General features: G+C 44.9%; 26 protein-coding genes and 1 pseudogene. All 27 read left to right on the plus strand.

Features of this window, described 5'->3' with window-relative positions; all coding sequences use genetic code 11:
• Positions 1–96 precede the first annotated feature (96 nt).
• The 27 genes and pseudogenes from bsdcttw_RS10790 (at position 97) to bsdcttw_RS10920 (ending at position 22,694) form a co-directional block, all read left to right on the plus strand.
• Entirely contained in the window at positions 97–645 is a 549-nt protein-coding gene (locus bsdcttw_RS10790) for a hypothetical protein (RefSeq protein ID WP_185259366.1), read from the plus strand.
• A gap of 111 nt (positions 646–756) precedes the next feature.
• A complete protein-coding gene (locus bsdcttw_RS10795) occupies positions 757–1,206 on the plus strand; it encodes a hypothetical protein (protein WP_185259367.1) in 450 nt (149 codons plus the stop codon).
• A gap of 401 nt (positions 1,207–1,607) precedes the next feature.
• Complete coding sequence (locus bsdcttw_RS10800; protein ID WP_185259368.1) at positions 1,608–2,687, plus strand: type III secretion system chaperone family protein; 1,080 nt, start codon at positions 1,608–1,610, stop codon at positions 2,685–2,687.
• Between the two features lie 50 nt (positions 2,688–2,737).
• The gene (locus bsdcttw_RS10805; protein ID WP_185259369.1) at positions 2,738–3,220 is read left to right on the plus strand and encodes a type III secretion system chaperone family protein; all 483 of its coding nucleotides are present in this window, start codon (positions 2,738–2,740) and stop codon (positions 3,218–3,220) included.
• Between the two features lie 111 nt (positions 3,221–3,331).
• Positions 3,332–3,778: a nuclear transport factor 2 family protein gene (locus bsdcttw_RS10810; RefSeq protein WP_185259370.1), complete on the plus strand. Its 447-nt coding sequence runs from the start codon at positions 3,332–3,334 to the stop codon at positions 3,776–3,778.
• Between the two features lie 49 nt (positions 3,779–3,827).
• Entirely contained in the window at positions 3,828–4,745 is a 918-nt protein-coding gene (locus bsdcttw_RS10815) for a hypothetical protein (RefSeq protein WP_185259371.1), read from the plus strand.
• Between the two features lie 114 nt (positions 4,746–4,859).
• A complete protein-coding gene (locus bsdcttw_RS10820) occupies positions 4,860–5,486 on the plus strand; it encodes a tetratricopeptide repeat protein (protein WP_185259372.1) in 627 nt (208 codons plus the stop codon).
• Positions 5,487–5,723: 237 nt separating this feature from the next.
• Positions 5,724–6,440: a TPR end-of-group domain-containing protein gene (locus bsdcttw_RS10825; RefSeq protein WP_185259373.1), complete on the plus strand. Its 717-nt coding sequence runs from the start codon at positions 5,724–5,726 to the stop codon at positions 6,438–6,440.
• 15 nt (positions 6,441–6,455) lie between these two features.
• A pseudogene (locus tag bsdcttw_RS25505) lies at positions 6,456–6,611 on the plus strand (SMI1/KNR4 family protein); the annotation flags it as partial.
• A gap of 55 nt (positions 6,612–6,666) precedes the next feature.
• The gene (locus tag bsdcttw_RS25055; protein WP_225903887.1) at positions 6,667–6,894 is read left to right on the plus strand and encodes an SMI1/KNR4 family protein; all 228 of its coding nucleotides are present in this window, start codon (positions 6,667–6,669) and stop codon (positions 6,892–6,894) included.
• A gap of 63 nt (positions 6,895–6,957) precedes the next feature.
• Positions 6,958–7,536: a hypothetical protein gene (locus bsdcttw_RS10835; protein WP_185259375.1), complete on the plus strand. Its 579-nt coding sequence runs from the start codon at positions 6,958–6,960 to the stop codon at positions 7,534–7,536.
• Positions 7,537–7,549: 13 nt separating this feature from the next.
• Positions 7,550–8,164, plus strand: coding sequence for a hypothetical protein (locus bsdcttw_RS10840; RefSeq protein ID WP_185259376.1), 615 nt, complete (start codon positions 7,550–7,552; stop codon positions 8,162–8,164).
• Between the two features lie 103 nt (positions 8,165–8,267).
• A complete protein-coding gene (locus tag bsdcttw_RS10845) occupies positions 8,268–9,719 on the plus strand; it encodes an SEL1-like repeat protein (RefSeq protein WP_185259377.1) in 1,452 nt (483 codons plus the stop codon).
• Positions 9,716–10,483: a hypothetical protein gene (locus bsdcttw_RS10850; RefSeq protein ID WP_185259378.1), complete on the plus strand. Its 768-nt coding sequence runs from the start codon at positions 9,716–9,718 to the stop codon at positions 10,481–10,483. The genes bsdcttw_RS10845 and bsdcttw_RS10850 overlap by 4 nt, the downstream gene beginning before the upstream one ends.
• 65 nt (positions 10,484–10,548) lie before the next feature.
• Complete coding sequence (locus bsdcttw_RS10855; RefSeq protein WP_185259379.1) at positions 10,549–11,370, plus strand: SMI1/KNR4 family protein; 822 nt, start codon at positions 10,549–10,551, stop codon at positions 11,368–11,370.
• A gap of 75 nt (positions 11,371–11,445) precedes the next feature.
• A complete protein-coding gene (locus bsdcttw_RS10860; RefSeq protein WP_185259380.1) occupies positions 11,446–12,525 on the plus strand; it encodes a hypothetical protein in 1,080 nt (359 codons plus the stop codon).
• Between the two features lie 32 nt (positions 12,526–12,557).
• Complete coding sequence (locus bsdcttw_RS10865; protein WP_185259381.1) at positions 12,558–13,793, plus strand: hypothetical protein; 1,236 nt, start codon at positions 12,558–12,560, stop codon at positions 13,791–13,793.
• Positions 13,794–14,211: 418 nt separating this feature from the next.
• Positions 14,212–14,772 carry a hypothetical protein gene (locus bsdcttw_RS10875; RefSeq protein WP_185259383.1) on the plus strand — a complete coding sequence of 187 codons (561 nt, stop codon included), beginning with the start codon at positions 14,212–14,214 and terminating at the stop codon, positions 14,770–14,772.
• A 127-nt stretch (positions 14,773–14,899) separates the two neighbouring features.
• Entirely contained in the window at positions 14,900–15,637 is a 738-nt protein-coding gene (locus bsdcttw_RS10880) for a hypothetical protein (RefSeq protein ID WP_185259384.1), read from the plus strand.
• Positions 15,638–16,031: 394 nt separating this feature from the next.
• Positions 16,032–16,385 carry a TfoX/Sxy family protein gene (locus bsdcttw_RS10885; protein ID WP_185259385.1) on the plus strand — a complete coding sequence of 118 codons (354 nt, stop codon included), beginning with the start codon at positions 16,032–16,034 and terminating at the stop codon, positions 16,383–16,385.
• A gap of 123 nt (positions 16,386–16,508) precedes the next feature.
• A complete protein-coding gene (locus tag bsdcttw_RS10890; RefSeq protein ID WP_185259386.1) occupies positions 16,509–18,050 on the plus strand; it encodes a hypothetical protein in 1,542 nt (513 codons plus the stop codon).
• 39 nt (positions 18,051–18,089) lie between these two features.
• Positions 18,090–18,233 (plus strand): hypothetical protein, encoded by a 144-nt coding sequence (locus bsdcttw_RS10895; protein ID WP_185259387.1) that lies wholly within the window; start codon positions 18,090–18,092, stop codon positions 18,231–18,233.
• A gap of 8 nt (positions 18,234–18,241) precedes the next feature.
• Positions 18,242–18,799: a hypothetical protein gene (locus bsdcttw_RS10900; protein ID WP_185259388.1), complete on the plus strand. Its 558-nt coding sequence runs from the start codon at positions 18,242–18,244 to the stop codon at positions 18,797–18,799.
• A gap of 87 nt (positions 18,800–18,886) precedes the next feature.
• Positions 18,887–19,375, plus strand: coding sequence for a hypothetical protein (locus bsdcttw_RS10905; protein ID WP_185259389.1), 489 nt, complete (start codon positions 18,887–18,889; stop codon positions 19,373–19,375).
• Between the two features lie 74 nt (positions 19,376–19,449).
• Complete coding sequence (locus bsdcttw_RS10910) at positions 19,450–20,178, plus strand: alpha/beta fold hydrolase (protein WP_185259390.1); 729 nt, start codon at positions 19,450–19,452, stop codon at positions 20,176–20,178.
• 233 nt (positions 20,179–20,411) lie between these two features.
• Positions 20,412–20,990, plus strand: coding sequence for a hypothetical protein (locus tag bsdcttw_RS10915; RefSeq protein WP_185259391.1), 579 nt, complete (start codon positions 20,412–20,414; stop codon positions 20,988–20,990).
• 45 nt (positions 20,991–21,035) lie between these two features.
• On the plus strand, positions 21,036–22,694 hold the full coding sequence (locus bsdcttw_RS10920) for a hypothetical protein (protein WP_185259392.1): 1,659 nt from the start codon (positions 21,036–21,038) through the stop codon (positions 22,692–22,694).
• The last annotated feature ends 129 nt before the right edge of the window (positions 22,695–22,823 follow it).

Raw genomic sequence — 22,823 nt, forward strand, 5'->3', positions numbered from 1 at the left:
TGAAATGTCTTGACAATTCACTTCTGGAAGAACTGCGATGTTCGTGCAGAGGCACACAAGCGGGCCGTTAGAGCCTATGAAGAACTTGAGGGGAATATGAAAATAAGAAGCTATCAAGAAAGAGGAATTCAGTTCTCCTTTGTAACATTGCAAACATCTGAGCTCCTAACACAGCAGGAGCTCTTTGACTATCTGTTCAACGGACAATCCCTATGCCCGCCGGATTCCATTTATCAAAAAGGGGATAAGCTTGTGATGGAAACCTGCAGTGGTAATGGATTGATTGAATTTTCTTTTGCATCGGAGCAAATATCAGGACAGGCAGATACTTCATTGGCAGGCCCGGGATTTCATCGAGCTGTGGTACTGCTTTTAGATCAAATAGGGATAGATTTTGGAATGAGGCTGATACTTACCGACGACAGCGGATTTTTTGCAGATCGTGATTTTGAAAAGCTTCAAGACCTCTATGTAGAAAAGTTAATGAAAGCGTTGAAGGAGCTTTCTGCTTCAGGCGAGCAAGGCTATCTGGACAAGGACAAACTTCTTCCAGCCATGCAGGGAATTGAGATCCGACCGATCCGAGAGGAAGAAATACTGACTCCTATGGGTGCTTTTTCATCAAATTATTCCAGAATGCTTTAATCCGGGGAGGAACAACGGATTTTTGCAGGTGGGTATTTTCTTTGGTTTACGAGCGAACAGGGTGAGCAATATGATACGAACCTGAAAACCTATATCGTATGGAATCAGCAGGTGGATTATGAGTCTGGTACGAATTCTTCCGTTAATTCTCCTGTGATTGGATATAGAGATGGCTTTCTGCTCCACACCCTGCCCGGTGGATGGGAGATACCTCTTCCCGGAACTTATGAAGCGGAATTTAATTATGATGAAGAGGAAAAGGAAATCTTTCCGATTTATTTTATACTAGAGAAGCAGCAAATCCGATTCCTCTACACCTATGCTACTGATTCTGAGGAATGGAAGAATTCTAATGCTAATTTCGAAGAGGTTAGTAACGGTAAATACTGTCTTAGTGACGGTTTTCAGACGGAGAGTACCGAGTTCGACTATTGGTCTGGTGAAATAATGATGGAGGGACATGCTCTTGTCATCGAAGCAGAAGGTGATGCGGAGACTTTGAAGAATCATATTAAGAAGATGATTCTTGGTATCCGGAGGACATATAATGAGTCATTATAGTTTTTGCATGGACAGCAAGACTGTGAAATACTCGGACAGTCTGCAATTTACGTTATATCGAATTTGGAACATCTGAACCATCTAAATCTTTATGGAATTTAATTTTCGGATTATCAAAACTGTAAGGAGAGTCTAAGTCGTCTAGGTCGATTTCGATTGGATTCCGAGGAAGATATGGATAGTCTTTGCACAGGGAGTGTGCGGCTGATCATATTTTGAACATTCGGACCTGAAGTCTACTAGTGGAATCATTATTGTACAAATATTCAAAAAACTAAAAATACTCATATTATGGGGCGACACCGAAGGGTGTCGTTCTTTTACAATACAATAGGAACAGACATTGTGTATAGTTGGAACAAGAACATTTACACGGAATTAATATAATAAGGAGAGATAGCATGTATTCAGAACAGGTAGCAGAGGATATAAAAAAAATATTAGATGAGTTTGGTTTTGAATTTAAATTTGATGAAGAAGATAGTTCATTTTTTGTTGATTTGAGACTGGATAAGTTTCGTTTGAATGGTCTGTTTTACATTAAGTTGTCGGAACAACTTGTTAATGTCTTTATGAAAACAGATTTATCTGCCAATGAGAGCAACAAATTGAGAGTAGCGGAATATCTGCATTGGGTCAATTATTACAATGAAAGAGGAAATTTTGAATTCGATTTCGACGAAGGAGTAATCTACTATAAATGTACGTTGATGATGCCTGATATCCATCCAACCATTGAGATGTTGCAGGAAACAATTCTAATGGCATATGCAGGATACACTGAAAATATTGTTGGATTAAAAAAGGTTATGGCAGGAACCATATCACCGAAGGAAGCCGTTGGTTTGACAGAGCATGTGGAGGAAGAACAGCAGCAAGACGGAGCTTCTGTTACAACCTTTGTGTTTGCTGATGGAAGTGAAATGGATGCCTATTTCTTTGAAAACGGAAGATTTGGAGGGCTTTCTCGTAGAAGGACCGGTGATGAAGATGAGGGTAAGGAATACGAGGAGGATGACTCAGATGACGATGAGGAGGAAGAACTCTCCTGGCAATTGAACCTTATGGGGGAATGGATGCAGGGCAGAGAGTGCAAGGAATTTACCGGTGGAAGCTTTGCTTTTTTAAGATATAATCCCTACAGTGAATCCCTCTTCGAGTCATTAGCGGAGGAGGACAGTGTCGTTAAGCTGCTTCAGACTATGGGAATGGAATCCAGAGGACATGGGAATCAAAATCCAAAATCCTGGGGAGGATACCGAGGTCTGCCGACGTTCATAAAGGAAGGTCTGGACAATAAAATAATTGGTTTTCTGCTTTATTTGCAGAGTCATTTTGACTTTTACACAGAAGAAGATGATTACGAAGAGGATTGCTATCTTGGGGATTTGGAAGAATTCATGCCGGAGGCTAGATTTATCGCCGGCTGGAGCGCCCTTCCGCCCTATCAGGATGAAGCATATGCAATTGTGGCACTTTGATACGAAGAACACAGGTGAAGGAAGCCTTCAATGAATAAAGGAGACAGAGTATGAGTACATATTCAAAGGAAATTACAAGTGGAATTAAGCAGTACTTGGAGAATAAGAATTTCAAATTCAACTTTGAGGAAGAGGAAAATTACGCCGCTATTAATTTTAAGTCTAAGTTAAATCAAAGTAAAATTGATTATTACAGTTATAGAGCATTTATCAGAAGAAACTATGCAGATTTGATTGTTGAGATGCTTCCCGAGGTGGAGGAAGAAAAAAGAGCAGCCGTATCAGAATATATACATAGGGTTAATAAGGACATGAATTACGGAAATTTTGAATTTAATCCTTCCGATGGGCAAGTACGTTTTAAAAATTCCATGTGCTGTATCGGAATGGAGCCGACAAAGGGTATGTTGGAGGATCTGTTTCAAATTGCAATTGAAACCATGTTCCGATATGAGGAGTCCCTGCTGAAACTTCTGGCAGGTGAGCTGAGTGTAGTAGAAGCAGTCAGGGAAGGTGAGAACCGAATTCTATAAATTGTAAATTGTGACAATGGATGCTTTGCTAAAAGTATAAAAACTTGCATGCATTTTGAGATGCTTCAAATAAAATACATAAAATACAATCAATATCAGGAGGAATATGATATGACTATGGAAGAAATGATCAATCATTTATTTATTGCTGTGGATTTACGGGACTGGTCAAGAGTGAAAGAGTGTTTTGCTGAAAAACTGGTTCTTGATTATTCATCTATGAATGGACAGCCGGCTGCTGAATTAACAGCAGAAGACATCATAGCAGGTTGGAAATATGTATTGCCTGGATTCACATGTACCCATCATCAGCTTGGTAATATGATTATTAAGGCTCAACCCACAGAGGCTGCAGTGTTCTGTTATGGGACAGCAAGTCATTATCTGGAACACGAAAAGGGAAATGTCTGGATAGTGGTCGGAAGCTATGATTTTAATCTGAAAATGGTTCAGGAGGAATGGAAAATTACCAAGATGAAATTCAATTATAAATATCAGGATGGAAATAAGGAGTTGCCTGCATTGGCTTTAGAGAAAGCAACAAAAGCACAGCACTGACAACATCTTTTATGAAATCAGAGCAACCTTAAGTTAAGGAGTAAGGTCCATGGATGAATATTTCTTATATGAATTTACGAAAACAGAGTGGCATAAAAATGAACTCCTTCTTCGAGTCGCAAAGGAAGATTCTGATCCCAAAGATGATGATGCAGGCGAGCTTGCAGTAATTCAAATGAATAGAAAACGGGATGCGATGCTGAGACGGGTGTGGAAGGAAAATAACTATAAGCGATTCCGACTTCTGGGATGCTTTATGAACATTCCTTGGGGCAAAGAGCTTTTGGAAGCACATGGAGGTCGTGTGATTAATCTTTGGTTTACCCGTACCGCTTCGGGTCCAACCCGAATCGTATTATCGCAGGCAGAGACAGAGAAAGAATTCTATGATTGGTTAGAAGCTGACGGCGTGCTGTATGCTCTTGGTCCAATTTATCCGGCAGAACGGGTTCAAGCTCTTTTTCATACAGAGAATGATTTTCTGCTCGAAGAGGAACAGATTCAGGAGAGAGCGACGAAGGAGCTTGAGGGATTATATAATGATTCTGAGGAGGCTTGTATGCGATTATACAGGAAGAAACGCTTCCTTCAGGATTTTCTTGAAGATGGTTGGAGCTTTGATCAGGTATACGAGATACTCGATACAGAGAATCAGGAAGAACTGAAGGCATGGTATCATAACCGGGAAGACCAGCCTGAAATCACAGTTCGTTATGAGCCAATTTATCAATCACTGTCTATTTCAATGAAACCATATTTACCAATGAGCAAACAAATAAATTTTGAGCTTCGCTTTGACTGTAGTCAGGACAGGCATTTTTTTCGAATACTGGAAAGCTTCCTGTATTATAGGGATTGTTTTGAATATGACATGAATGGCAGGATGTATGGATATGAAAAAATGCTGCAAGTATTGTCAGAGCAAGGGATTGAAGCAGAAGTGAAGAGATTGAAACTGAACAAGTGATTGTAGCAAAAGTAACGATTTGAAGCAGAAATAATAAATCGTAGTGGCAGTTAGGGATAGAAGCAAAAATAAGAACTTGCAGCAGAAATTTGCAATTAAACGGAGGATGACAACATGAATGTAGAAATTGATACTTTGAGAAAAGAGTACTACAGGCTTGGCATGGAGTACCTGGAGAAGGGGAACAACAGAAGTGCTTACCGGTATTTCAGCATGGCGGCGGAGAAGGAGCCCTTATGGCCTGAAGCAATCTTTCGCCGGGCACAGACCGCTTATTATGAGGGCAGCATATGGATAGCGGCGGAGGAAGCCGTGCGCGCTTTACGTCTTAATCGGACATTGGAGAACCTTTTTGACAAGGAGGGCTTTTCGCTGGATTTTGTACTGTCCCAGCTCAATTCCCTTGCCTGCCAGAATATTGGAGGCAGGAACTTTACCGCTGCGAGAGGATTTTTGGATTCCGCATTGTTTCTAAAGCCGGATTATGTCATGGGGCAGCTGACCATGGCGGAGCTTTTGACAGCGGCTGGAGAACCTTATGATGCACTGGAATGGCTGGAAAAAGCGGTGGAAAAGGAACCGGGAAGGGCCGGGAAGCTGGAGGGTTACGGCTGCTATGCGCCTTTAAAGCCCTATGTCCGGTATGGGAAAATCATCGGGGAGGAAAGGCTTGCGGCTGAGGCGGCGGAGAAGCTTTTCCGTGCAGGGGCAGAGAAATACCAAAGCGGCAGTCCCACGTGATGGGTTTCGGACTTGCTCGTGTCCTCCGGTACGGCAGAGGATTTAGCCAGAGCGCTGGATTATGATCCGCGGGTAATCAGGCTTGCGCCCGAGGGGATTACCCCAGAGGCGGTGGTAGACGCTGTCAACCATCTTGTATGTGATACATACATCCCAAAGGAAAAGTTTCAGGAGGGAATCGATGGTCTCAAGCGATGCATACGCATTCAGCCGGAAAATACGCTCCCCTACCTGACCATGGCGGAGCTGTACGTTGCCGCCAAAAATGCGGAAGAAGCAGTTCGGTGGCTGCAAAAGGCCGTGAAAATTGCGCCGGAGCTAAAAAGTAAGCTGGATACATATCCGTGCTATGCGCCCCTGCGCAGTAATACAGACTATCAGGCACTCCTTGCACAGAAAGAGGGGCATGGCAAAAGCTTTTATTACCTGAAAATGCTTGCGGAGCCAGGGGGTATGCGCGAGGATTTCCGCATGATATCCTCTGATACGGAGAAGCTTCGGCAGATGCTGCTCACCAGAATCAAAGCAAGCCTTGGCTTCTATGCCTTGCTGTCCTACGGGCAGACCATTCGGATAACGTGCTATACAGCCGGGGAACAGACGGACTTTGTGGATATTCACCCATTCCTTAACATAACAGTTCCGGGCAAGCTGACCGCTTCCTTTACAGAGGGGGGTACCCCTGTCATAAAGGGCGAGGACGGAAACACAGCGACGGACGGATACGTTTCGGATTTGCTTTTTGAGTACAGAGCCTATGACGAAGAGACAGAGACCGTACAGTTGGGCGACTGGGAGGGACAGCTTGGCGCGCTGACCGGAGAGCCGCTTGTCTTGCAGGAGGAAGTGGAGATAGACGGCGTCTTTCTGACAGCAGACAGAGTGTATGAGCTGGAATCGGGAGAGGACTATTCCTTGGAGGAATTTATCGCAATGACAAAAGAGGAAAACTGAGAAAGGGAATTTTGTATGGAAGAAAAACACTTTATAAGGGAAGGCCCAAAGCTGAAATACGCAGACATAAAAAAAGTAGAAGCTGAAATTGGGCGTGATATTCCAACGGATTATATTGACTTTCTTATGCTTCATAATGGCGGTCATCCTGAGCACTGCAACTTTCTAGATCCTGAGACGGATCGTTTGGATAGTGCCGAATTATTTTACGGCCTTGGGGAGACTTTTGATTTGGGAGTGCAGAGAATACGCATCCCGTATGCCGAAAGAGCTTATGCCCATTGCATATTCAGGCGGACGTCAGATTTGCATTTGTACAGAGGGAGAAAATTTCGGAAGAATATTTTTATGGGACAGCGAGGAAGAAATGCCGGAGGTGGAACAGCCCTATTATCAAAATATCTATTTATTGGCAGATTCCCTGACAGCTTTTTCAAAAGAGCTAAAGGAATAAACGTATGAGTCCATTGTGACGGTCGAGTGTATGCACAGAAAATAAAAAGAAAAGAGGAAAAAAATGGCAAAGAGAATCAAAGGAACAGCAGAAGAAGCAAAGAACTGGGTAATGGAGTCCACTCTGGTAGAGGAACAGAAGGCCGCCCTCGGGCAGTTTATTTCCAGCTTTCCCACCCAAACATTTTTCAAAAAAGAGAGACGTGAATCAGACCCGGCCTGGCTGCGGGAGCTGGGAAACATACTGCTGGGCGTTGATTCCGAAAATCTGCTGTGGTATCAGTTCAATCACTTTGATCATTCGGAATATGACGATTACCGGTTTCAGGACAGCTTTTATAATGACCAGTGCTTTGCAAAGGATTTAGGTGAGTATTCAGAAATCCTCGTGGAGGGTGAACCCCTGCTGATTGTTGCGGCGATTATGGAAAACCTGCGTTCTGTTCTTGCAGTGAAGAGCGGCGACAGCGGAGATTTGGCGGTATATGATTTTTCCTATGAGGATGTGAAGAGGCTGGACGGCGGCAAAGGAGAAATCCCTGCGTCTATGGTACAGCAGGCCTTCCCCTCTTATGCTGAAATGCTGGGACGTGTTTCGGCGGTTATGTTCAGCGAGGATGAGATTGTAGAAGCCACGGAATAAAAGGTGGAGAGTGATGAATCATAAGATTTTAAGTGTATTACCAGATGCTCAAAAAATGAAATCGTCCATGAGGATAATGGCAGTCATGGATGCCATATTATCGCCGGATTGGGAGTATCGTTACTATTCTTACGATGCATACTGGGGCTCCGATGAAATTATGGCTTCCATGAGGGGTAGTGACGGAGAACATTATTTTGCACTGTTCCGTGGGAATAATGTAATCATCAAAGGACTGGAGAGAGGCTGTCCGTGGATACATAAAAGGATAAGCGGAGTCAAGGGAGAGTTTCCCTTTGAAACCCTGCTTCCCGGAGAGTTTTGTGATTTCTTTTCTCAACCGGCATTTCTTCCGGAAGAAACCAGCTTCTGTATCTGGCAGATTGAGAACGAGAATTGGAATTCTCTTTATGAACTGAAGGCTGGTGAGCTTTCGATTCTTGAGAGTATTATCCACGGTGCTGAGGCTTATGCCAGCTGGGCAAAGGATTATTATGAGGTGGAGCTCGATGTCGTGGAATTGGAACGCATATTTCAAGGGCAGCCTCTTAATAAGGAACAATATATGAAATGGAATCCCAAACTAAACTGGGAAGAATTCTTAAAAGAGTATGAAAGTATCCTTTAGGAAAGCATTCCCCTCTTACGCTGAAATGCTGGAACGTGTGTGCAGTTATGTTCCGTTCGGACGAGATTGTGGAAGCCGTGGAAAATAAATCAAGGAGGCACCAATGGAAAAGGATAAAATACCGGTTCTGACACTGAGCGAATATGAGGAAAAAAGAATCAGGGAGGCCTTGGATACGATAACACCGGAATCAGGACCGTATCCTGAGGACGCGGAGGCCATGTTTGCCCTGGCACAGGACTACGAGAAGGGCGATAGTAAGGTGTCGCAAAGTGATATTCTGGCCTTTTACTGGTATGGGAAAGCCACACTTTTGGGGTTGCCAGGGGCGATGGCCGAGCTTGGCAGATGCTTTAGCCTTGGAAGAGGTGTTCCGGAAAATGCACCGGCAGCAGTGGCCCTACTATCAAAGTCAGCACAGTGGGGAAGCCCCCGGACACAGAACAATCTGGGGTGGCATTATAGGTATGGAGAAGGCGTGCCTGAGGATATGGAGCAAGCGCTGGAGTGGTTCAGGAAATCTGCGGAAGGGGATTATCCCAATGCATTTCTGAACCTGGGGCTTTGTTATTATGAGGGCAAGGGTGTTTTACAGGATAAAAAGGAAGCTGTCCGGTGGTTTACAAAAGCTGCAGCCCACGAACATTCCAGGGCACAGTATTATCTGGGCAGCTGCTATGAGCGGGGCGAAGGAGTGGAGAGCAATCTTTTGGAGGCGTTGTTCTACTATAGAAAAGCCGCTGAGCAGGAATATGCCGCCGCACAGTCAAAGCTGGGAGAGTTTTATCAGTTTGGGAATGGGCTTGCGGCTGATTACGGGCTTGCGGTTTTCTGGTATCAGAAAGCAGCATATCAAGAGGAGCCCTTAGCCCAGTTGAGATTAGCCATGTGCTATGAGAAAGGGATAGGCTGCCAAAAGAATACAGAGGAAGCCTTTCGATGGTATTTAAAATCAGCTGAGAATGATAATGTGCTTGCCTGCTCAAAGGCCGGCGCCTGCTTTGAGCTTGGAGAAGGTACGGAGATTGATATGGTTCAGGCTGTAAAGTGGTATAAAAAGTCGGCGGAAAGGGGATACGCCCAGGCACAGTTAAATCTGGCGCTGTGTTATAAATACGGAAAAGGAACCGGCATAGATCCTACTCAGGCAGCCCATTGGTATCTTCTTGCGGCGGAGCAGGGAGATGCCTCGGCACAGGTCGGTCTTGGGCTGTGCTATGAGTGGGGCGAGGGTGTAGAGCAATCCTTTGAGAAGGCATTTTACTGGTATGGGAAGGCCGCTGTGCAGAAGGATGAACACGGACTTTTCGATTTGGCGCAATGCTACGAGAATGGAAAAGGAACGGAGAAAAACCCGCAGAAGGCAGCCGGGCTTTACGAGGCGGCTGCTGCGTTAGGACATACGGGAGCCATGAATAATTTAGGTCGGCTCTATTATCATGGGATTTTGCCGAAGGATGTCAGAAAAGCGAAGGCACTTTGGGAACAGGCAGCGGCCATGGGAGAACAAATGGCGCTTGAAAATCTGGAGGTATACCGCAGGGAACAAGAATGATGCAGAGCAGATATCCTGCGACTACAAGGGAGGAAAATCAAATGGAAGTGTATTCGGAAGAAGAAATCCAGCTGCTGGAAGGGTCGGACGATGTGGAACAGGGGATGTTTCTGGCCATCACCCAAAATGAGCGGGAAGCGTTCCTGCAAGCGGTGAAGGAGCGCTATCGGCCAAGGATATTGCATCCGTTGGCTGAAAAGTATTTACTGGATACAGTGAGCATAAAAAATTTGGATGGCCCCATGGAGTTTAATGGGTTTGGAGCGGCCTGCCTGCAGCTTTATTCCTATGACGATATGTGGAAGGTTGGTCCGAAAGACCGTTTCATTCCGGGTGTTCCGATTGCCTATGTGTGGGGAATAAACTATGGGCGCAGATATTATAAGCTGGTGCTTTCCTTTGAAACGGGTGGAGTCATTTCCCTGCCCTTTGAGGAATATCCGGACAGAGGCAGAGAAATCGCCGAAAGGATTGGCTATCCGGACAACGCAAGTATTGAACAGTTTTGGAGCAGCCTGGAGGACGCGTACAGTCTTTTTAAGGTTGACCAATTGCTGTCCTTTCAGGCAAGCCTAAGCGAGTTTGAGAACAGCGAGGGGTATGACAGTCTGGACAAGGTAGAGCCGGAACAGCTGATTCGAGCGGCGGCCGCCGCATTTGACCGTTCTTTTTCAGAGCTAAAGGAGCTGGCAGGGCACCCAAGCTTCTCATTTTTACCCATGGATGAAGGCGTTTTGGCAAGACTGGCTGAGGAGGAAAAGTAATAAAGGGAAAGTTTTTGTTCTCCTATAGCATTTTACAGATGCCATGGGCGTAACGGCGGTAAGGAATGTGCGGTGAAGGAAAGGAAGGGAGCGGTCAGATGAAGGAAAAGAGCAGGCAGGAAAGAATTCTGGCACTTCGGGATAAGCTGCAGAGATTAAAGGAAACGGACACAGAGCTTCGCATATTCGGCGCGGCTGGACAGCAGTCGGGGCACCGGTATACGTTCCATCCGGTTTTCGAGGAGGAATTGGCGCAATGGGAAACGGATTGCAGTCTGAAATTACCGGAGGAATACCGGGAATATTTAAAACTGGCAGGCTACGGAACCGGACCGGGTTATGGGCTTTTATCTCCTGCGGAGTCAAGAGAGCTGTATCAGCAAATCTACAGTTCCGTCAGTTATTATGCTGAGTGTGCAGACACCGGCGGCTGGTTTGAAGAAAGAGATTTTAATAAGGATACCGGCTACGGAAGAATTACTTATTTTCATGAGCTGAAAGGCAAGCATGTAAAACGATACAAAAGATTGTTGGAGACTCCGCTGCAGGAGAATATGAGTGCAGGGGAGCGCGACCGGTATTTTATGAACATTGTTCCTCGTGTCCTTTCCATAGAAGGGGGTGTAGTTCTTACGAATCACGGACACAGGTATTGGGACGTGTTGGTAGTCGGGGGCGAGATGGCAGGAACTGTCTGGCAGGTAGATGGATGTGCCGGTCAGAGCATGAGAGCACAACCGGACGGATTTTATGAAAGAGGAAAACTAGTTTTGGGTGCAAAGCAAGCCTCCGGCTTTCTGGCCTATATGGAAAGGTGGGCGGATCAGGCTTTGGAGGAGTGCAAAAGCATATATCATAACAAGACCCATGGGGAGATTAAACCGTAATGGTCTTGCAGGTGGCAAGAAACACCTATATATGGAAGTTTAAAATATGATGCAGGAAGAAGGGAGGCAGATAGGATGGATAACAAACAGGACGATAGTCAGCACCTCTGGTGGGAACGACTGGGGTTCGCCGATGGGCAGGACAAGCTGGATTGCCTCACTTACCCAATGTGGATGGAGCGGGTTCTGTTTCGCCGTAGAGAGCAGAACCGGAGCTATTGGCGGACTGTTTACGGGGAGCAACGCCAAACAGAGGAAGCACTTTCCGCAGATCCTGTCAAAGTGTTGCAGGAGCGTGATTTCAGTCGCATTCTCATGCTTGCGGGGCATAACCGTTTTCCCATGGAGCAGACGATGCCGGAGGGTGGTACACCCCTGCAATACGCGATACGCAACAAGGATGCCGAGCTGGTAAGCCTGCTGCTGTCTCTTGGCGCACAGGTGCTTGACGGCTACCGGCCGGGGGAATCCCCTCTGGAGCTGGCAGGTTTTCTGGAGGAGGAAGCACTGCTTCTTTTGCTTGAGGCAATCACCACCGATTTGGCGCTGGAGCAGGGAATGATCCCTACAGAGTTTGGTTGGGGTGAATGGGACTACATGGGTCAGGAGCCACTTTTTTACCAGTATGGCAGCTACTGGTATGAAAATGCTCCCCAGAAACTGTTTGTGAAAACGGAAGAAAAGCCGGATGCAATCAAGCTTTTCCTGGCGATTGGCATAGAAGACCCAGAGGAGAATCGGAAACGTTTTTTTGAAGCACTCCGTAGCAGGCTGGCACCTTTCGGCTATCAGGTCTGGAAGAGCTTCCTAGCTTATGACGAGCAGAACGGCACCAACATAGAGATTACCCGTTATACTATTTTTAAGGCAGAGGATAAGTGGCTGGCTTATGCACATATGTTTTTCTATGATGATTGCATAGAGCTGCATATCAATACCCTGCGCGAATGGGACGTAAAGTACGGGGTGCTTTTGCAGGAGCTGGATTTTGAGTGCCTGCTGATGACCTTTGAACATATGCCGGAGGACAGAGAACGCTTTTGGGAGGAGGCCTTCCGTATCTTTCCGGAAACGGACGAGCTGGACCTGAAGGATGCAGTGCGGCGTAAACAAAGATTTATCGAAAGTGGGCTGCTGGAGCTGTTAATTTTATAAAGGAAGCCTTGTTTGAAGGAAAGGAGTTCGTTATGAACGAAAGAGCGCTTTGGATTGACAAAATGATTTTAGATTGCTGCCTGAGGGAATGGAACACCCCAAGGGGCGGAAATAACTGGGACCGAATCCGCAGATTTGCAGAGTCTCAGCCGGATGTGAAATGGACGGAGGATATCCTGCCGTCCTTCAAGAGGCTGGGCTTGTGGGGGACTTTTTATTATAATCTGAAGTCGAAGGTAAGCGAGGACGAGCTGGAGGAAGCTTTTAGGGAGGTAAGGCAAAGATATACAGAAAGACGCAAAAGCTACATAGAACCATGGGAGGCCTCACAGGAGCGCCGCAAAAATCTGGATATCCGGAAGGATAACAATACGGAGGAAGTCTGGCAAGCTCTCACAGAATACAACAGCGTCAAATTTATTTTTCTTAAAAGTGTTGACATCCGGCAGCTTCTCGCCTATCCGCAGCTCGAAAGCCTGGATTTCAGCAGCGTCGGCGAGATAAAAAACCTGCATTTACTTGAGCAGATGCCAAATTTAAGAGAGCTCTATTTCTTCGGCGTTCGTAAGTTTACCTCCGACAAAGAGCAGCTTTCCTTAAAGCTTGAGGTGTTCAATTGCGACCACACGGGAATCGCAAAAAGTGTGATCCATAACACAGGGATGTTAAGAATGTTTCTGGATCATCTGGATACCGTCCTTGACCTGGAAAGCATCGGCTCATTGGAAACCGTGCAGGTGCTCCTTCTGGACAGCATTACCAAGGTGCTTCATCCGGAGGCGTTGCTGCGGGCACAGAAGCTGCAGAATCTTCGGCTGTTTGTGGTTCGTCCCGGGGAGGATTGGTCTGTCCTCAAGCAGCTGCCTTTGCTGCAGGAGCTGGAAATAAACGTTGTGCCTGCACTGCAGGAGCAGCTTTGTGATATTCTGCTCACCCATCCGTGGGGAGCGTTGTATTTTAAGAACAACGAACTGACTACAACCTCTCTGCAATTTATGGAAATGGTTCAAGACATTTCGCTGTACGAGCACAAAACGGTAAAGGGCATTACCTTTTGCGTGTTTGGGGATTTTACAGACCAGCTGAACGGCAAGCATAATGTTGATTTAGAGCAGATGGTCAGGCAAAAGCTGAAGCAGCAAAAGGACAAAACAAAGTATTTGTTTGACTGTGAGGTGGGCATGTTTTCCGTGGATGCACCGACAGTGGAGGATGCGCGACGGATCATGGGGATATTAAGTGAATTGCTCCATAGTGAAAGTGTGTAATATTACCGCTTGGCATCTGATTGGAACTTTTTTCAAAAAATAATCTTGATGCTCCGGGAAGGTATTTTCTTCATTTCCTTCCAACCCTGACAGGACATGGGTATTATGAGTACCGTATCATGATTGATAATGAAACAAATGACCGGACTTGTTGGGGAAACTACCAGCTGGAGGGGGATGAAGGACGGGGATTAACACTTAACTGGGGAGATATTCTTCTGAAAAGAAAGGGTTAACGAGGCGGTCTCATGATAAATTTGACGGATTTTTAGAGAGGCTTAAGCTAGCTGGAAAATCTGACAATGGATACCTGTCACAGGAGGCATAGGTAAGTAAGGAAGATATGAATCGCCATTATTGGAGTGTGAGCTTAGAAGAAAACTGATTATATGGAAATAGATAAATGGGAGGCAATAGCATGAGTTGGGATGGTTTATTTTATACCATCGATTGGGAGAAGCGAGGAAATATGAGCTGCGACTTCTGGGAGAAGTATTTAGATGATAAAGGAATTGTGAAATCGGAATATCAGGAATGGATTTTGGAAATAGACGCTTTTGGGGATAGACTGGTGGAGCATTGGGATGTAGCGGAGGAAGCGAATGCGTTTTATGAGCGGCTACGTGAGGAGCTGTCACAGGGGTGCAAAGAAAGTCTTGATTTTATCATCAGCCGCCTGTTCAGCCACTCCTTTTGTCAGTATTGGAAAAATTTTGAAGCAGAACCGGAGCCGGAGGGGGATTGGCTTGCAGAAATTGATTTTTCCGCCTGCTTGAGCCAGCAGGAAATCCGCGTCGTTCTTGCAAAGTGGAGCATAGAGCGAAAGGAAGAAATACAGAAATCCTCCTTGAGGCTGGAGGCACCCCGTTTCATTTTCTCGGCGGAGGATTTTCTTTTTTATCTGGAAGCCTGGCTAAATCTCCTGCAAGAGGTTTTGGAAAGGCCGGGCTGGGGGCTTCTCTGGGCAGTGAGCGCATGAAGCGTCTTCTGAGGAGCATGATGGCTAAGAACAAAATATAAGTGCTTTTCGGATATATGGATGAGAGAAATGATAGGAGATTTTGAGCATTTGTGGAAGATTATAAAACATAGAGGAGGACATTACAATGTCAGGAACAGAAATTACATTTTTACCGGCAATTCAAAAGGAACTGGAGCGGCTTGGAATTCGTAAAAAGGAGGATTTTCCGAAATTTGAGGAAATGTTTTTAATCAATGATGAACAGAGTTTTGAAATACCGCTGCCCATCACACAGTTTCTTTGGGGCTATGACTGGGAGGCATATGAGCTCCACCTGACCCCGGAGGGAAAGACTGAACTTGAATTTGGTGAGGAGGAAGATCCCGTCTTCATTTTCTCTACAAAGTGGACGGAATCGGGCAGCGTTTTTTGGAGTGACAACCCGTGCCTTTGTGTTGGACGGGTGCTCGGAATACCAAGCATGGATCATCTGCTCGTTGAGGTGAATTTCCCGCACCCGGAGGATCCGGGTTTGAGTGTCAGAATGCCCCGAGAGCGTCATTGGATGGGGTATCTGGGGGATCTTAGCGATTTTCTTCCTTACACCGTGGCTGAGCCTGCAAAGGGCGCAAGCGAGGAGGTACAGAAGAAAATAAATGAGACATTCAGTGAGGTAATCAGCAGCTTTGTGAATGCTTTGCAGCTTGACGAGGGAGCAGAACAGGAGGAGAAAATCAAGCACTTTAACAGGCTGTGCAATCAATTCTTTGCAGACAACCCGACCGCCTCCATTGCTTCCATTGCCGACGGACTGGTACAGCTGGGCATTCCTTATGAAACCGCAATCAAGGATGTGATGTGGGCCAGAACCTTTGGTGAGTAAGCGGAAGTTTTAGGAAAGGACAGGCCAAGCCAGGAAGATAACGGAAAGTAAAGTTTACAGTACGAACTTTTGGGGAGGTTTGAGAATGAAATACTTATTGCTAATCTATAGTAAAGAAAAGGAAAGTTCCATGATGACGGAGGAAGACCGGAAAAAGCTGAAGGAGTATGAGGTCTATAAAAGGAATGATTGAGGTTCGCCAGTATTTGAAATCAATAAACCTGCATAACATAAGGTATTGAACTTAGTATGGAATTCAAAGAAAAACCGCAAACCTTCAAGGCTGCAAAATTGTTAAAGGAACGGCACCATAAGGTGTCGTTCTTTTACAATACAGCAAAGAAGACGGCATTGTATAGTAAAAGAAGGAAAGCAAAAGAGGAGGTAAACTGATATGGCATCTTTTCATCCCGGGCACAAACAGATTCTCGATTCTTTTCTATTGGAAATCCCCGATGTAAGGGCAGGAAAAATGTTTGGTTATCCGGCTTATTATGTGAACAGAAAAATGTTTGCCTGTCTTTATGAGGGAGGACTGGGAATCAAGGTTCCCGAAGACGTGGCCAGACTGTGGCTGGGACGGGAGGGGATTGTACCCTTTCAGCCCATGGGCAAAAAGAATATGCGTGAGTGGATTCAAATCAATGTGGAGGCCGATGCTTCTGTCCGCTACCTGGAGTATCGTTCCTTGCTGCTGATATCCATTGAATTTGTGTCCGGTCTGATGGAAAACGGAAAAGGGCCGTGAGGATACCTTTATAACGTCTTAACTAAAAAATAAATGGTATGGCGCTTGGAAGGGGTGAAAGGCATTATATACTACAAGGACTGGTTTGAATATGACGCTGATTTTTTTGGAAGGAGAGATTGAATGGAACTGCTTGATAATGAGCAAGATCCACAGCTGTATTTTACTGTTGGCGGTGGTTTTTCCTGCCGGATTATCCTCGGAACTTCAGAAGAAAAACTGGCAGATTTAATTGACAATCTGCACTATGAGAGCGCTTGGTGTCCGACCAGTACCATGGGAGAGGAATATTGGGCAGAGCTGGCACGTGAAGCAGAACGTGGCTTGGCAGACAGAGATTTCTTCTATGACGGCTCTGATGTTACTGGGGAAATTTATGAAATGCTGCGTAAACAATATGGGAGTGGCAACCAGGAGGGCAACCCGGAGCAGGCTTATTCACAGGCAAATATGCTGCGTCTGCAACATGGCGCTGACAGATACGCTGCCTCCTGGCTCCTTGCAAGACTCTGGCAGCTAACTGCCGGAGGAATTCGTAATGCAATCGCAAGCTTAGGGCAGGATAATCAAGGATTTGGGGACGGCGGTGGCTATAATATTTATCTGCTGGTGGAAAAGGAGGGGCAGCCGGTGGCTGTCCTTTGGCTGGAGGGTACTGCGGATTATATTACGCTGGATATCCGGCAGCGGGCAGAAAGCCTTGGCGGTAAGGAGCAGGAGCGGATTTACCGCAGTTTTGCTCAAAGCCTATTGAACGCACAGGAGAAAATAGCTGTTTGTAAAATTATAATCAAGGACCCAGAGCAGGAGGCCTTCCCTTTTCCATATGGCTGGGACGGAACGGAATTTTTGTGTTGCACTCCCGAAGATGTGCTTTACTGGCTTGAAAAGAAGCGGAAAAAAGGAGAGTTAATTCGTAAAGCTATGGTCAAGGTGGAGGCACACCCTCTTCATCATCTGGAACGGGGGCTCAGAGAGGCTATCTGTCATGAACTTTCCCTGTATATTCGTCTTTATCAGACAGAGAATCTCTTAAACGCCGCTTTTCGATTAAAGCTGGAATTGGATATCATGACCCGTGCTGCACAGATTTGGCAGGATACATGGTGGGAGGAGAACAATCTTTCCCTGGCACTTACAAAATGCAGGGAGCTGGTATATGAAGAGAACTCTGTAAAACGCCGTATAATCATGGAAGAGCTGGAGAATATCTGGAGCATTCTCCGGGATTTTATGGAACACACCACGATTCGTGATATGAAGCATAGAACGCACAAGTTTCCCGCTTCACTGGCAGGATATTGCATCATGCAGGGAGCCTATTTTCTTCACTATGAAATGGAGCGCTACATGGAGGTTATAGAGAAATGGAAGACACTTGGCAGAGATGTGGAGGCTTCTTCACCGGAGGCATTACATAAAAGGCAGAAAGAAATAGAAGAGCTGGTAAACGAACAGGTTAACCGGGAATTTTCGGAAGATTCCTGGGGGAGGACAGGTGGTACGGATACCGCAGAGGATTTCTACAGGGAGGATATGTACTTTTATGCTGCCTGTACTTTTGCCGATGGCCTGCCCTATGAAATGGAGGGCTTTGAAACCGGGAAGCCGGAAAAATTCCGGGAATTCTGGAATTGGTGGCTTTATGAAGCACTTATTCTGTAACCTGGAAAATGTTGTTATTATATTTATGCCGCTGATGAGATGGATATATGGGATGGCGTGACTGTTCTTCTGGATAAACAAGAATTAGATAAGGTCATAAAGAATAGAGGATGGAAAGTCTACCAGACAGAGGATTATGCGAAGGAAGAAGAAGCATTCAAGAGAAAATACAGGAGGGCTTAAGGGAACGTATGAGTACATGCATTACAACTATATTATACAAAAAACAGGAATTAAATCAGGAGTTTCTCTTTCACTTTCTAAGGAATTTACCTGAGAAATTACAGGCACCCGAATTAATTCCGGAGGAGCATTTTGTTCATATTGATATTAATGACCAGGTGTCTGCGGTATTCTATCTTATTCATGGAATAGCCAGGAGAATGCAGTGCTTCAATCTGCAATGCGAGCTCTTTCGGGAAGAAGCCCTGCTCTTTCAGATTAAGGAGGAGCTCCTAAAGCAGCAGGAGCGGTGCTGTCTTTATTCCCATCTTTATTGTGACATGGATGACTTTGAAGAGAATTTAAAGCTGACGGAGAAAGGTTTTGAAGAAATAAGCTGTATGGACGGCGAACTCATAAGGTCTTATCGCGAGGGGGAGAATTCCACGGAGCAGACGATTCTTAAAACGAAGGAACAGCAAGAGCAATATCCCATTGATGGTATTTTGGAGGAACTGGGTATTACGGAGGCGGATATTATAAATGCCGCTTACCGTCTTGAGCAAGAAGGAATAATTATAAGGTAAAGAATGCTGGCTTCGTCAATTAGATAATTCCAGGGATGGGCTGGGAACTGTTATAGATGGTCAGTTATTGATAGGGGAAGACAGGAGATGGATTTCTTATATATAAAAACATTGAAAACACAGGAACTTCTTACTATTATCCAAAATATAGAAGGGTTTGAAGAAGCGGGAGAAGCTCTTCTGGAATTAAAGGGGCGTGATTCTCAACTTGCCTTGCAGCTTGGAGGTAAAATTATCACGGATAATCTGGGGGATGATTATTTGCAAGGCTTTGCATTTATTCTCCTCTATGGAATTGACCCGGAAGCAGCCTTGAAAAGCTATTACGTAAGGAAAGAGAAACCATCTGCAAAGCTATTTATAGATGTTTGCGAGGAACTTGAGAGTGATTTCTTTCTTGATAAACGGCCTTCCTTTCTGACAAACACACTGCTTGAATTTCTGACACTGCAATATGAGAAGCTTGAACCAGCAGAACAAAGAAAGATCGAAGCTGACTGGGAGAACTTTAGAAAGAAGTTTATGGAGACTCAGAGAAAAGCAGAGAGAGAAGGAGGGTTTCAAAAGAAGCTATGAATAGTGAAAAAATTAAGAAGTGGAAGGTTGAATAAAAATGCCTATATGAATTTTCAACTACGAAAGGAGTTAAAATGAAAAGAGGATTTATCTTAATACCGGGAGCCGGCATGTCCGACTGGATCTGGACAAAGCTGGCGTCATTGTTAAAGCAAAGAGCAGTTACCATACCAAGGAGAATGGAAGTAAATACTTATGAGAACCGTCTGAACGGCGGTTTTGAGGAAATATTGGACTATGCAGACAAGGTGATCAAAGAGTCCGACCTGGAAGAGATTATTCTGGTGGGACATTCCGGAGCGGGGCTGATTGCTGGGGAGCTTGCCAAAAGAAACCCGAAAATAAAGCATGTGGTATTTCTTGCGGCCAATCTGCCGGCAAGCGGCGGGACAGCGCTGGATTCCTTCGCAGAGGAAATAAGGCAGAAGAACATCGAGGGAGTAGCTAAGCAGGCCGAGGCTGACCGGATTCCGATGAAGCTGCTGGAGAGCACCTTCCGAACTTATTTCTGCAACCGGACTTCGGAAGAGGATATAGCGTATATCTTACAGCAGGAATTCCAGCCGGAGCCGGTCTGTGTACTGACCCACAGGGTGGACTGGCAGTCCTACCCACCCATTGGAAAGACCTATATTCTGTGTACGGAGGATAAGACCCTGACCAGACAGCAGCAGGAGGATTATGCTGCCAATCTGGCTATAACCGACCTGCGTTATCTGGAAAGTGACCACATGTGCATGATAAGCAACGCCAAAGAGCTGGCGAAGGAGCTGAATGGGATTGCAGAAGAATACAGCAGGTAGTTATAACAGAAAGCGTGTCAAATCATAATTATTGAATTACAATATTGCCAAGCTGGAGTAAATCCTTTTCGCTGCTTTCCTGAGCTCCGGTATCCACATTGGAAAAGCGGAATTTGATACTATCTATAACAGAGACAATCAGAAGCAGCTGTAAGACATCAATAAAAGAAAACGTAGGAGTAACGATAAAAACAGGAATTACTTCAGCTTTTATGAAAATTCGGAGAATGGATATGAGAAAAAAGATTGCAGGAATGTTGACCCTGGTATTGGTTATGATTGCTATGATTGGCTGTGGTATGAAAAATACAGCTGTCGGTTCCAACACCGAGGGAGAAAAAGCTTCCGTGACACCATCCTCTGCGGAGGGAGAAAAGCTCTCAGAGACCCCAACCCCATCGGAGGCGGCAGCGGAATTGGAAGAAGACCGCTTTTCTCTCTACTTAAGTCTCCTTATGAAGCATCAGGATGAGATTAATCCGATATTAGGAGAGGAGCCGGAAAAAACAGAGGATGAGGCCTTTGATTATAAAAAGGCAAATATCCGGGTATGGTTTGAGCGGGGAGATGCTTCTCAGATATGGACGATTGATAAGACCATTGATTTTAATGGCGCCCACGTAGGGGATGCTATTGAAAAATTCAAGGAGGTCTTCGGAGAACCGTCACAGGATGTAAATGGCGAAGCACATTTTGGCTACGAAGGTTATTTTTTGGTGGTGCAATATGATACCTCCACGAAAGAAACTATGAGTGTGCATATACTTTCGGAGGATTACGGATATAATGAGGACGGCAGTGCTGCAAAGTAAAATGACAGAACAAAAGGGCTATACCAGTGAAAGGAATTATTACGTATGAGTGAAGAAACAATGATTGATAATTACGGCAGTTATAATTTTTATTGTCTCTATGAATTAAAAATCCCGGGTGCAATCTATCCCCGGCCTGTAATAATCAGACTTTTATATCCGCATATTTCTAATAATAATCTTAAAGGACAGGATCTTGCCGAAACCATAGTGGAGAACAAAAGGGATGAAATACTTTCACGTATCCTGCAGGAACAGAAGGCTTCCTGGTATCGACTGGTTGGTTACTGTGAATGTTCTCCAGAGGGAGATGACTTTTATGAGGAAACAGGAAAAGTGTGGATTGACTTCTGGACTTTTGAAACCAAAAATTACCGCCCATGGATGATATTTCTACAGGCAGCTGATCAGGAAGAAGCATATGGAATTATCCAAGAGGACTGCAATGAGGATTGGAGAAACATGGAGCCCATTTGTTCTCCAGTTAAATGGCATACATGGTATGTAACAGAAGCAGACTACCAAATATCAAGCGAATCTGTAAAAAAACAATGTGTGAAATGGCTTACTATGGCGGCAAATTCAACCGTATTTACGATGAATTATCAGTTTTATAATGCTTTTTTAGAAGATGGCTGGCAATTTGAACAGATCTACCAATATCATGATTTGCTTTTGGATAATCCAATGAAAGCCTTCTATGAGGAGAAGAGTTCTTCCTGGCAAGGTAAGCTACAAGTTACGTTTCATCCGAAAAAAAGACATATATCGTTTACCAGTATCACAAATAATCTCACCTATGAAAATGTGGTGGAGGTTGGTTTTGACTTTTCAAATATAGAAGAGTTGGAAACGATTTTTGTAAATATAACTTACTTTAGGAAAGTACTTAATTATGATCTTACCGGATTACTTCTTCGTATGTTAGATGAGGGTATTGCTGCTTATTGGGAAGTCGATGGTAAATCAGAAGAGAAAATCGTAATGGAAAAGCTTCCCGACCATCGTTATGAAAGGATAGTTCCTTTCGAACCCACATCGGGTAATACAATTCGAAAAGTCTCTTTGGGAATCCCTTCCGGATATAAAGTTGTATGGAATACTTTTTGCGATATACAGCCAGAGTTTGCGAGAAAGCATCCGGGTAACTATGAAAAATACTTTACAGAAGACACTCTTTTCATTCAGAAAATGGATGGAAGTAAAAGTTTGGATTTGGGCTGGAGCATTGATTTGGATTTGTCCGGTAAATACCAGGTATGTCTCAAAAACAATGCTGATGAGGGAGAAGCATACCACGAATATCAAAGTGATGATATATTAAATATAGTGGAAGAAATTCAGATGACCCTATCCTTATGGAAAGAGAAGGACGAACCGGAAGCGAATTCCCTGGTTCCGCTTCGAATTGCAACGGGCTGGGAGATTCACTATAACCAATGGTATAAGACAGGAAGACAGTTTGGCGGCAGTTCGGGGGAAGAGGCTCCGTCACAGCTGCTGTTTCAGGCAGAGAAACATAAGGTAGGATGCATCACTGTTTATTATAAGGACCGGCAGGTTCCATTCTATGAATTGAAATTTCAGGAAGATGATATGGAAAACAGAATTATAGGGCTGGAATTTCATGAGGAAGAGGAATTGATTTCTGTCTTAGAGGATTGGATGGAACATGCTCCCAATCGACTTTCTTTTCCGGGATAACTGCTTTTTAAGCACCTTCTATTGGGAAGACGAAGAAACATCGGATAAGGAACTAATCCGTCGGGCACTTAGGGCTGCTCAACTTCTGTCGGAGCTATTTATCAGCACTATATGGACAGTAGAGGAATG

Source organism: Anaerocolumna chitinilytica, assembly GCF_014218355.1.
GTDB lineage: Bacteria > Bacillota > Clostridia > Lachnospirales > Lachnospiraceae > Anaerocolumna > Anaerocolumna chitinilytica.

What these genes read in the sequence shown, in the direction of transcription:
- bsdcttw_RS10905 (WP_185259389.1), top strand. Translation starts at nt 18,887, where the DNA reads ATGGATTTCTTATATATAAAAACATTGAAAACACAGGAACTTCTTACT.
- bsdcttw_RS10865 (WP_185259381.1), top strand. Translation starts at nt 12,558, where the DNA reads ATGAACGAAAGAGCGCTTTGGATTGACAAAATGATTTTAGATTGCTGC.
- bsdcttw_RS10895 (WP_185259387.1), top strand. Translation starts at nt 18,090, where the DNA reads ATGGATATATGGGATGGCGTGACTGTTCTTCTGGATAAACAAGAATTA.
- bsdcttw_RS10915 (WP_185259391.1), top strand. Translation starts at nt 20,412, where the DNA reads ATGAGAAAAAAGATTGCAGGAATGTTGACCCTGGTATTGGTTATGATT.
- bsdcttw_RS10845 (WP_185259377.1), top strand. Translation starts at nt 8,268, where the DNA reads ATGGAAAAGGATAAAATACCGGTTCTGACACTGAGCGAATATGAGGAA.
- bsdcttw_RS10910 (WP_185259390.1), top strand. Translation starts at nt 19,450, where the DNA reads ATGAAAAGAGGATTTATCTTAATACCGGGAGCCGGCATGTCCGACTGG.
- bsdcttw_RS10890 (WP_185259386.1), top strand. Translation starts at nt 16,509, where the DNA reads ATGGAACTGCTTGATAATGAGCAAGATCCACAGCTGTATTTTACTGTT.
- bsdcttw_RS10850 (WP_185259378.1), top strand. Translation starts at nt 9,716, where the DNA reads ATGATGCAGAGCAGATATCCTGCGACTACAAGGGAGGAAAATCAAATG.
- bsdcttw_RS10835 (WP_185259375.1), top strand. Translation starts at nt 6,958, where the DNA reads ATGGCAAAGAGAATCAAAGGAACAGCAGAAGAAGCAAAGAACTGGGTA.
- bsdcttw_RS10805 (WP_185259369.1), top strand. Translation starts at nt 2,738, where the DNA reads ATGAGTACATATTCAAAGGAAATTACAAGTGGAATTAAGCAGTACTTG.
- bsdcttw_RS10900 (WP_185259388.1), top strand. Translation starts at nt 18,242, where the DNA reads ATGAGTACATGCATTACAACTATATTATACAAAAAACAGGAATTAAAT.
- bsdcttw_RS10810 (WP_185259370.1), top strand. Translation starts at nt 3,332, where the DNA reads ATGACTATGGAAGAAATGATCAATCATTTATTTATTGCTGTGGATTTA.
- bsdcttw_RS10920 (WP_185259392.1), top strand. Translation starts at nt 21,036, where the DNA reads ATGAGTGAAGAAACAATGATTGATAATTACGGCAGTTATAATTTTTAT.
- bsdcttw_RS10885 (WP_185259385.1), top strand. Translation starts at nt 16,032, where the DNA reads ATGGCATCTTTTCATCCCGGGCACAAACAGATTCTCGATTCTTTTCTA.
- bsdcttw_RS10880 (WP_185259384.1), top strand. Translation starts at nt 14,900, where the DNA reads ATGTCAGGAACAGAAATTACATTTTTACCGGCAATTCAAAAGGAACTG.
- bsdcttw_RS10815 (WP_185259371.1), top strand. Translation starts at nt 3,828, where the DNA reads ATGGATGAATATTTCTTATATGAATTTACGAAAACAGAGTGGCATAAA.
- bsdcttw_RS10840 (WP_185259376.1), top strand. Translation starts at nt 7,550, where the DNA reads ATGAATCATAAGATTTTAAGTGTATTACCAGATGCTCAAAAAATGAAA.
- bsdcttw_RS10875 (WP_185259383.1), top strand. Translation starts at nt 14,212, where the DNA reads ATGAGTTGGGATGGTTTATTTTATACCATCGATTGGGAGAAGCGAGGA.
- bsdcttw_RS10860 (WP_185259380.1), top strand. Translation starts at nt 11,446, where the DNA reads ATGGATAACAAACAGGACGATAGTCAGCACCTCTGGTGGGAACGACTG.
- bsdcttw_RS10855 (WP_185259379.1), top strand. Translation starts at nt 10,549, where the DNA reads ATGTGCGGTGAAGGAAAGGAAGGGAGCGGTCAGATGAAGGAAAAGAGC.
- bsdcttw_RS10790 (WP_185259366.1), top strand. Translation starts at nt 97, where the DNA reads ATGAAAATAAGAAGCTATCAAGAAAGAGGAATTCAGTTCTCCTTTGTA.
- bsdcttw_RS10800 (WP_185259368.1), top strand. Translation starts at nt 1,608, where the DNA reads ATGTATTCAGAACAGGTAGCAGAGGATATAAAAAAAATATTAGATGAG.
- bsdcttw_RS10825 (WP_185259373.1), top strand. Translation starts at nt 5,724, where the DNA reads ATGGCGGAGCTGTACGTTGCCGCCAAAAATGCGGAAGAAGCAGTTCGG.
- bsdcttw_RS10820 (WP_185259372.1), top strand. Translation starts at nt 4,860, where the DNA reads ATGAATGTAGAAATTGATACTTTGAGAAAAGAGTACTACAGGCTTGGC.